The organism is Halorussus amylolyticus, from assembly GCF_004143485.2.
GTDB classification, from domain to species: domain Archaea; phylum Halobacteriota; class Halobacteria; order Halobacteriales; family Haladaptataceae; genus Halorussus; species Halorussus amylolyticus.
The window spans coordinates 523,875-532,352 of sequence record NZ_ML974130.1; the positions used below are offsets into that span (position 1 = coordinate 523,875).

Here is an 8,478-nt window from a genome sequence, read left to right on the forward strand (position 1 = left end):
ACTGAGGCGATTCTGGCGTTCGGAGTGCCCCCGCGAGTGATTCGGTTTCTGCGGTGCCGCTTACCGTTCCGACGCCGCGCTCTCGGTTCCGAACGCCTCGTAGTAGAGTATCCCGAGCGTGGTCCGGCCGTCCCGAATCTCCCTCGAAGCGACGTGCTCCCGGAGGTCGTCGAGCGTCGTGGTATCGACGCGAATCGACTCGTTGTGGTCCAACTCCTGTTCTGCGGTCGGGGTACACCCGCGGGCGACGAAGAAGTGAAGTACCGAGTCGGCGATGCCGTTCGCCGGTTCGACGCTGGTGAGAAACTCCACGCTGTCGGCCTCGTGTCCGGTCTCCTCTCGGAGTTCGCGCCGCGCCGCGGCCGCCCGGTCGTCGTCTTCGGGTTCCATCCCGCCGACCGGGAGGCTTCGGTTCACGCGCCGGACCGCCTGCCGCCACTCTTCGATGACGACCACGTCGCCGTCGGGCGTGAACGGCAGGACGACGACGCTCGGCGACTCGTCGAGGTAGTCGAAGTCCGTCTCGGTGCCGTCGGGCAGGCGAACGTCGTCGTGGCGCACGTCGAAGCCCGGACACGAGTACGCGACTCGCGTGTCGAACGTCTCCCACGCGAGCGGGTCGTCGGTCTCGTCGCCGCCGGTCGTCGGTTCGTCGCTACGCATGTGCGGGGTATGGGGTAGACGCGTCAAAGAGTCACCGCTTGCGACTGGTGGCGGCTTCCACGACTCGTAAATCGACGCCGACTCGCGAACGCGAGTCGGCGTCGATGGCGAACCGGCTTCGAGTCACGCGACCCCATCCAATCAAATATCGGACAACAGCCCCGGTCTACTCAAGTCGCCGAACAGTTCCCATCTTTTATCAGTGTCTTCATTGTATTTAGCCAACACGATGGACGACTCCAATCGGCGCACGTTCCGAAGTCGCGTCGCAGGAACCACGAGCGCCGCGTTCGAAACGTCTGACTCCGATTCCGACGGACTGAGCGACCACCTCGTTATCGCGGCCGACGGCCCTGACCGCACGCTCGAATACATGCTCGTCGTCAGCGAGGACGTCGAGCGAACCGACGACGCCTCCACCGCGCCGGTCGCCGACGAATGCGTCTCGCGCGACGGCGACGGGACGGTCGTCGAGGGCGGCATCGTCCGCGGCACCCTCGCCGGAGGAGGTGTCGCCTTTCGGTACTCGGGCGGAATCGTCAACTTCGGCGCGTCGGTGACCGCCGAGACCGCCGATTCGATTCGGGTGTTCCGAAACGGCGACCGCCTCGCACTCGACCGAATCGGGTCGCACCCCGCCGCCGAGACCCCCGTCGAGTTCGTGGACGGCCACACCGCCGTCGTCTCGGGCGAGTGGACCGACGCTCGGGGCCACGTCACGACGATGTACGCCGACGGCGTCGGCACCGAGTACGAGTCGCTGGGCGCGGCGACCGGCGCGAAGACGACGCTCACCCGCGAGAACGACGCGTATCCGTTCGCACTCGACTCGGTCGAACTGTACGACGGGCGGGACGGGACAGTGGTCCACGCCGCCGAGAACCCCTTCGCCGGGCCATGGAATCTCGAAGCCGGAATCGCCGCTAGACACGCCGGAGACGGGCGACGGGGCTGACGACGCGACCGGCGTCCCAAGACAGTTAAAAATCCGTCAGTTTCGCCTCGGTCGAACCCTTCGCGTCGGTCCCGAACTCCGAGAGACCGACGAACTCTAGACCGTTGTCCCGGAGCGCGCGCTTCACGCGTTCTGACGCCGACGGAGCCACCAACATGCCCCGGACCTCCTCGTTCGTTTCCTCGTAGAGCGAGACGTATCGCTGAAGCTGGTCGAAGTGGTTCAGCGTGGCCTGAATTCGCTTGACTTCGACCACGACCGGCACGCTATCGCTGTCACGGGCGAAGAAGTCGATGAAGCCGTACTTCGACTCGCGTTCGTGCTCTACGATTCGGAGGCCCGGTTCCAGCACCTCGGGATTGGCCTCGATGTACTCGTGCATCTCGGCCTCGGTGCCCGACTCCTCGTAGGTCGCGCCGTCGGTGGCGTCGAACCGCGTCAGGCCGTACGCCTCGCGCACGCGGGCCTCCACGCGCTCGTTCGGGTTCGTGCGCCGCGCGAGCAGGACCGCGTCTCCTTCGCTCACGCGCGCCGAGACGCTCCCGCCGCCGGGCATCCAGTTGACCGGCTTGTGGCCGGTCGGCTGGTGGACCAGAAACGTGCCGTCGGGCTTGGCGACCAGCACGCGGTCGCCCGGTCCGAGATAGCCGCTCGTCCGACCCTCGTACTCCACCTCGCAGCGAGCCTCCACCGTCAACACCGCGCCGTCCCGGACCGCCGCTTTGGTCGCTTCCGCGACGGTCTCGGGGTCGGGCGCGTCGAGTTTCTCGACCACCATCTGTCTTTGCTCGGTGGTCACCTCGGGGGCAAAAAGGTAGCTACTTGGAGTTCGATACGTGGGGCGTTTACGTTCGCGGACACTTTCTCTGAGAACACCTCGAAAGCCCCCGCCCGCCCACGATTGGTCGGACCACTCGCCGCGGTTTGGTCGGCCAGTGATTTCCCGCCCGAGGGCCGTGGCGGCTTTTAGCCTGCGAGTCGTAGTCGTCCGAAACCATGAGTTCGGACGGCCTCGTCTCGGTCGTGATTCCGACGTACTACCGGAACGACCGACTCCGGGCGGCGCTCGAAAGCGTCGAGGCTCAGGAGTACGACCCCATCGAGGTCGTGGTGGTCGATAGCTCCGACGACGGCCACGCCCGCCCGGTCGCCGAGTCGTTCGAGGGGGCCGAGTACCGACTCACCGAGCGCGACGAGGGACCGCAGGCCGCCCGGAGCCTCGGCGCGGAGCGCGCGTCGGGCGAGTACGTTCAGTTCCTCGATGACGACGACCGGCTCGCCCCCTCGAAACTCCGCGAGCAGGTCGCCCTCCTCGACTCGCCGGTCGGCGTGGCCTACTCCGGGATGATAGACGAACTCCGCGGCGAGATTCTCCCGAACCCCGCGGTCCGGGGCGACGTGCTCGAATACGCGCTGGAGATGCGAACGTTCCCCTGCATCAACTCCACGATGCTCATCGACGCCGACGTGCTGGCGGAGATGCTCCCGCTCCGGCACCGTCACGGCGCGGACGACACCGGCCTGAAAATCGAACTCGCGATGCACACCGAGTTCGACTTCGTGAACGAACCGCTGGTGTTCCGGGGGCGGACCGACACCTCGCTGTCGGAGTCGTGGGCCTACCTCGACGGCCGCAAGCAGGTGCTCCGGACGTTCGCCGACGTGTATCGGTCGTTTCCCCCGCGAGTCCGCCGTCGGGCGGTCCGCGAGACTCACTATCAGGCCGCGCGAAAGCACCTCGAAGAGCGGGGGTGGTCGCCCCGAGCGACGGTGGAGTTCGCTCGCGCGGCGTACTACACGCCCGACGACCGGGCGGACTACGTCGGCGAGTGTCTCGCGTCGGTCTTCGGTCGGCCGGGCGTGCGCGCCGCCGACCGGATTCTGTCCTGAGTCGGGTTCTCGGTCGCTACGCTCGGTGACACAATCGACGGGAAACTGCCGGTGAACTATCCACGGAAAACGGCCGACTGACCAATCAACAGGGGTGGGACTTCCGAAAGACACGTCTTTCGACTTCCCGCTCGGTTCCCTCGCGGGAATGAAAGGGGCGGGCCGGTCGCGTCCAGTTTAGTCGCCTGACCGACCCCTATCTGCGCGGGTGGTGCTGAGAGCGCAGATATGTCGGTCAGCGACCGTCTCGTGAGCGAAGCGAACGAGACCTCGGCAGTCGCAGCCCGCGCAGCGAAGCGAGCAGGACCGTCTGCCGGTGGCGACCGGGCCGGGGCTTTCTGAGTGTTGTTGGTTCTCGGATTTTATAGGGTGCGTAGCGACCGGGCGGGGGCTTTCTAACTGTTGTTGATTCTATAGACTGTGATTCGAAGCGAGGCTTTCTGGCTGTTCTCTGCAGCTCTGTCTCTGCGATTCGAAGCGACTGAGCAGAGATGTCCGAGCCGATTGTCCCACAGTACAGTTCGAACCCAGACAATAAACAGTTCGACTCCTACTGCGTCACTCGTTTTTCCGGGAACTGCTCGTCCACCTGCCGGAGCGTCGAATCGAGTCCGTCGGAGTTGTCCACGGTCGCGTGGTCGCGCGCGAGGTCGTCGAACGTCTCGCGGTACATCCGGTGGACCTCGAAGTCGGCGTCGCTCTCGTCGCCTTCTCTGCTCTCGATTCGCTCTCTGACGACCGCCTCGTCGCACTCGACTTTCACGAGTCGGAACTCCGCGCCGAGGGTCGCGGCGAGGTCGGCGGCGTCGGTCCTGCGGACTTCGTCCTGGAAGGTGCCGTCGAGGACGACGCTCCGACCCTGTTCGACGGTCGCGCGCGCCCGGTCGAACAGTTCCCGGTACACCATCCGGGACTCCTCTTCGGTGTAGTCGGGGTCGGTCAGAATCTCCTTGCGAACCACGTCGGTCCGGAGGAGTCGGCCGTCGAGTCGGTCGGCGACGGTCTCGGCGACGGTGGTCTTCCCGACGCCGGGTAGACCGCACACCACGACGAGCGAGTCAGCCATCGATACCACCGTGTGTGCGCGGACGGCGCGTGCCAGCGAGTGCGGGTCCCCAAGTCATCTGCGTATCGGTACTCTCGCGCGCCGCTCGTTATGAATGTGTGGGGAATCCGATTCGTTCACGCGACGGGACGGGCGGTGTCAACGCCGTTCCTCTCTCCGAGCCGCGAGGCCACAGACTGACGATTTGTCACTTGACATCCCGAATCGCCACGACAGTTTCGGTTTCGTCGCCCGAATGAACCGGACTTATACGCCCGCTGTTCCCACGGGGAGACATGAACGACGACCGGCGGTTCGAGACGAAGGAGATTCATACTGGTCCCGACGACGACGCACACGGCGCGCTCACGACGCCGATTTACGCCACTGCGACCTACGAGTACGACACGCCGAGCGACCTCCGGGGCGACCACCGCTACTCCCGGATGTCCGAACCGACTCGCGACGACCTCGAAGCCGCGTTCGCCGACTTGGAGGGCGGTACGGACGCTTCGGCGTTCGCGAGCGGAATGGCCGCCATCGACGCGGTGTTCTCGCTCCTCTCGTCGGGCGACCGCGTGGTCGCGGGCAAGAATCTCTACGCCGAGACCCACGAACTGCTCGCGAACGTATACTCGGAGTACGGCGTCGAAGTCGAGCACGTCGATATCACCGACGCCGACGCTATCGCGGACGCCGTGACCTCCGAAACGACGATGGTGTACTTCGAGACGCCCACGAACCCGATGCTCCGAATCGCGGACATCGAAGCCGCCGCGGCGGTCGCCGACGCCAACGACGCCCTGCTCGCGGTGGACAACACCTTCGCGTCGCCGTACCTCCAGCGACCGCTCGAACTCGGCGCGGACATCGTCATTGAGTCGCTCACCAAGTACCTCGGCGGCCACTCCGACGTAATCGCGGGTGCAGTCGCGACCCGCGACGACGCCGACCTCGCCGAGGAAATCGCGTACTACCAGTACGCTCGCGGCGGGATTCCGAGTCCGTTCGACGCCTTCCTCGTCCTCAGAGGGATGAAGACCCTCTCGGCTCGGATGGAGCGCCACTGCGCGAACGCCCGCGCGGTCGCCGAGTTCCTCGACGGCCACGAGAAGGTCGAACGCGTCCACTACCCCGGTCTGGAAAGCCACCCGAACCACGAGGTCGCGGCGCGCCAGATGGCCGACTTCGGCGGGATGATGAGCTTCGAACTCGCGGGCGGTATCGAGGAGGCCAGCGACTTCGTCTCGAACCTCGACGTCGTCGCGCTCGCCGAGAGTCTCGGGGGCGTCGAGAGCCTCGCCGAACAGCCAGCCACGATGACTCATCAGGACTTTTCGGCCGACGAACTCGCCGACGCGGGCATCCCGGTGAGTCTGGTCCGACTCAGCGTCGGCACCGAACACGAGGACGACCTGCTGGCGGACGTAGAACAGGCAATCGAGACGGCGTTCGAGTAAGACTATCACGGACGCCCGACCGAGTGATACCATGACGGAAACCGAAACCGCCGACGAACTCGCGTCCCTCGCACGCGACCTCGTCCGCATCGAGACCGAGAATCCGCCGGGCAACGAGCGACCGGGGTCGGAGTTCGTGGTCGAGTGGTTCGAATCGCAGGGGCTCGACGCCGTGCTGGTCGAGGAACCGAGCGCCGAGCGCGCCCAGGCCGCCGCCGAAGTGGGCGACCCGGACGCCGGACCTACCGTGGTCCTGAACGGCCACCTCGACGTGGTTCCGGCGGGCGACCCCGACCAGTGGAGCCACGACCCCTACGGCGGCGAAATCGCGGACGGGCGGCTCTACGGCCGGGGGAGCGTGGACATGAAGACCGGGGTCGCGCTCGCGATGCTGACCGCCCGCGACCTCGCGGCCGACCTCGAATCGGGCGACCTCGATGGGTCGATAGTGGTCCACGCCGCGATGGGCGAGGAGACCGGCGACCCCGGAACGCGGAGCCTCATCGACGCGGGCTACGACGGCGATTGTGCAATCGTGCTGGAGCCGACCGACTTCCGGGTCGCTACTCGCGCGAAGGGGGTCGCGACCTACCGCGTCGGCGTCTCGGGCGAGTCCTCGCACGCGAGCCACCCCGACGAGGGGACGAACGCGGTGGACCAGGCCCGTCCGGTGTTCGACGCTATCGACGAGTACGACGCCCGAATCCGCGAGCGCGAAGACGACCTCTGCGGCCGGGCGTACGCCACGGTCACGGAGTTCACCGCGGGCACCGACTCGAACATGGCCGTGATTCCCGAGCGCGCGGAGTTCCTGCTCGACCGGCGCATCCTCCCCGACGAGAGCTTCGATGACGTGGAGGACGAACTTGACGCCCTCTTCGAGACCGTCGAGCGCGAGTCGGACGTCGTGACCGACCGCGAACTCGTCCAGCACTACGCGTCGGCCGGAATCCCGGACGACAGCCCCCTCGCCGAGCGATTCCGGCGACTCTCGGCCGAGCGCGCCGATGCACCCGACGACCCGTGGGGGATGGAGGCCTCGACCGACGCCCGCGAGTTCGTGAAAGACGGGACGCCCGCCATCATCTGGGGGCCGGGGAACCTCTCGCAGGCCCACTCGGCCGACGAGTACATCGACTTGGACGACGCCGCGCTCGGTTTGGAGATTCTGAAAGACGCGACGAGAGGGCTGTTGTCGGAGTAGCCCCCCCGTCGGTCGGAGTAGCGGTCGGCGGTAATTCGATTTCTGTGTTCACACCACTCAGGGAAGCAAATCGCCGGAGAGATACCGCGAGCAATCGACGGGGATGGCTTCCCACGCCGCTTGAATCGCTTGATACCCGGTCCAACCCTCTCCGCGCAGCATCTCACCGCAAGCCTCGCAAAACTCCCGTTCCGTACACGCTTCGCTGTCTAGCAGTAGGTACAGTAGAAACGTGGGGGCGACTGCTTTTCCCGCGGCCCCCTCGGCTTCGTCGAACACTCGGTTGATGGATTTCCGACCGTGCTTGTCCATTAGAATGGCGAACGTGTAGAACGCAGTGTGCTGTTCGACTTCGGCCTTCACCGACCGTTCTCCGGCGTCTTCCCCGTGCGGTCGTGGGACGCAGGTCACCACGCTGAACGATTCGTTCTCTTCGGTATCGAACAGTCCGACAGCGCGCTTACTTCCGTCGTGAATCCGGCGTTCTCTCGTCCCTTCGCGTGCATGCTCGGATTTCTCACGAAGATGGCGTTTGAGTTCGTGAAGACAGACATTCGTCGTCGTCAACTGCAAGGTATCCGTGATACGATTCCAGAGAGACGTGTTCGCGACCGCAATCAGCGCATCCGTATCGACGATGACCGGACTTCGAAGCGTGTCGTCTCCCATCCTCACTCTTGAAATACGCCATCGGTATCCAACTCCGTCGCCGCTTCGAAGGCCTCCTGCTCCCGCTCAATTTCCTCTAAGGCGTCTCCGAGGAGGATTTCAGCGGCTTCGTCGGAGAGTTCGCCCTTCTTGTACTTCTGGTGAAAGCTGATTTTCTCCTCGTCCGAAAGCGTCTCTCGGAGTTTTTCTTGGAGACCTTGTCGGGCGAGTTCGCTAATATTGATGCCACCGAGACGCATCTCGTCGACGGCTTGCGACGCCTCCTTCTCGGCTCTCCCGCGGAACTGAATTTTGTCGTCGTTGGTCGCCATCTTGGATGTCGGTTCGCTCTCCTCGGATATAGCTGTTGTGACGAGCCATCCGTGTCATTACAATCTGGTTGGGGAGGCAGGACACGACATATCGCTCCCTCGGACGACGAACTCGTGTGCTCGACTACTGGGACCGGGGTTTCGACACTGGAACCGGATTTTCGACTACTGGAACCGAGGTATTCAGCGCACCGAACCGTTCGAAGCAGGTCGTGGGGGGGGGGGGCGGGCGGCGCACACCGCCCCAAAAAACCCAGAAAACCAAGCCCCGGGGGGCCCCC

At 65.2% G+C, this 8,478-nt stretch carries 9 protein-coding genes; 4 read left to right on the top strand and 5 right to left on the bottom strand.

Annotated elements, in window-relative coordinates:
• Window positions 1–60: 60 nt before the first annotated feature.
• Window positions 61–663 (bottom strand): NUDIX hydrolase, encoded by a 603-nt coding sequence (locus EKH81_RS02680; protein WP_132057881.1) that lies wholly within the window; start codon window positions 661–663, stop codon window positions 61–63.
• A gap of 229 nt (window positions 664–892) precedes the next feature.
• On the opposite strand from EKH81_RS02680, the gene EKH81_RS02685 reads away from it, so the two are divergent.
• Window positions 893–1,618: a hypothetical protein gene (locus EKH81_RS02685; RefSeq protein ID WP_132057880.1), complete on the top strand. Its 726-nt coding sequence runs from the start codon at window positions 893–895 to the stop codon at window positions 1,616–1,618.
• A 25-nt stretch (window positions 1,619–1,643) separates the two neighbouring features.
• Here the strand turns inward: EKH81_RS02685 and nucS are convergent, their stop codons facing one another.
• Complete coding sequence (gene nucS / locus EKH81_RS02690; RefSeq protein WP_132057879.1) at window positions 1,644–2,396, bottom strand: endonuclease NucS; 753 nt, start codon at window positions 2,394–2,396, stop codon at window positions 1,644–1,646.
• Between the two features lie 218 nt (window positions 2,397–2,614).
• Between nucS and EKH81_RS02695 the strand changes: the two genes are divergently transcribed.
• The gene (locus tag EKH81_RS02695; protein WP_132057878.1) at window positions 2,615–3,508 is read left to right on the top strand and encodes a glycosyltransferase family 2 protein; all 894 of its coding nucleotides are present in this window, start codon (window positions 2,615–2,617) and stop codon (window positions 3,506–3,508) included.
• A gap of 550 nt (window positions 3,509–4,058) precedes the next feature.
• On the opposite strand, the gene EKH81_RS02700 is transcribed toward EKH81_RS02695, so the two are convergent.
• A complete protein-coding gene (locus EKH81_RS02700; protein WP_132057877.1) occupies window positions 4,059–4,574 on the bottom strand; it encodes a P-loop nucleotide/nucleoside kinase family protein in 516 nt (171 codons plus the stop codon).
• Between the two features lie 275 nt (window positions 4,575–4,849).
• Here EKH81_RS02700 and EKH81_RS02705 point away from each other — a divergent pair, with 275 nt between their 5' ends.
• Window positions 4,850–6,013 carry a trans-sulfuration enzyme family protein gene (locus tag EKH81_RS02705; protein ID WP_132057876.1) on the top strand — a complete coding sequence of 388 codons (1,164 nt, stop codon included), beginning with the start codon at window positions 4,850–4,852 and terminating at the stop codon, window positions 6,011–6,013.
• Between the two features lie 31 nt (window positions 6,014–6,044).
• Entirely contained in the window at window positions 6,045–7,217 is a 1,173-nt protein-coding gene (locus tag EKH81_RS02710; RefSeq protein WP_132057875.1) for a M20 family metallopeptidase, read from the top strand.
• Window positions 7,218–7,274: 57 nt separating this feature from the next.
• Here EKH81_RS02710 and EKH81_RS02715 read toward each other — a convergent pair whose 3' ends face one another.
• Window positions 7,275–7,886 (bottom strand): hypothetical protein, encoded by a 612-nt coding sequence (locus EKH81_RS02715; RefSeq protein ID WP_202935036.1) that lies wholly within the window; start codon window positions 7,884–7,886, stop codon window positions 7,275–7,277.
• Between the two features lie 2 nt (window positions 7,887–7,888).
• Window positions 7,889–8,197 carry a DUF8065 family protein gene (locus tag EKH81_RS02720; RefSeq protein WP_132057874.1) on the bottom strand — a complete coding sequence of 103 codons (309 nt, stop codon included), beginning with the start codon at window positions 8,195–8,197 and terminating at the stop codon, window positions 7,889–7,891.
• Window positions 8,198–8,478: the final 281 nt, after the last annotated feature.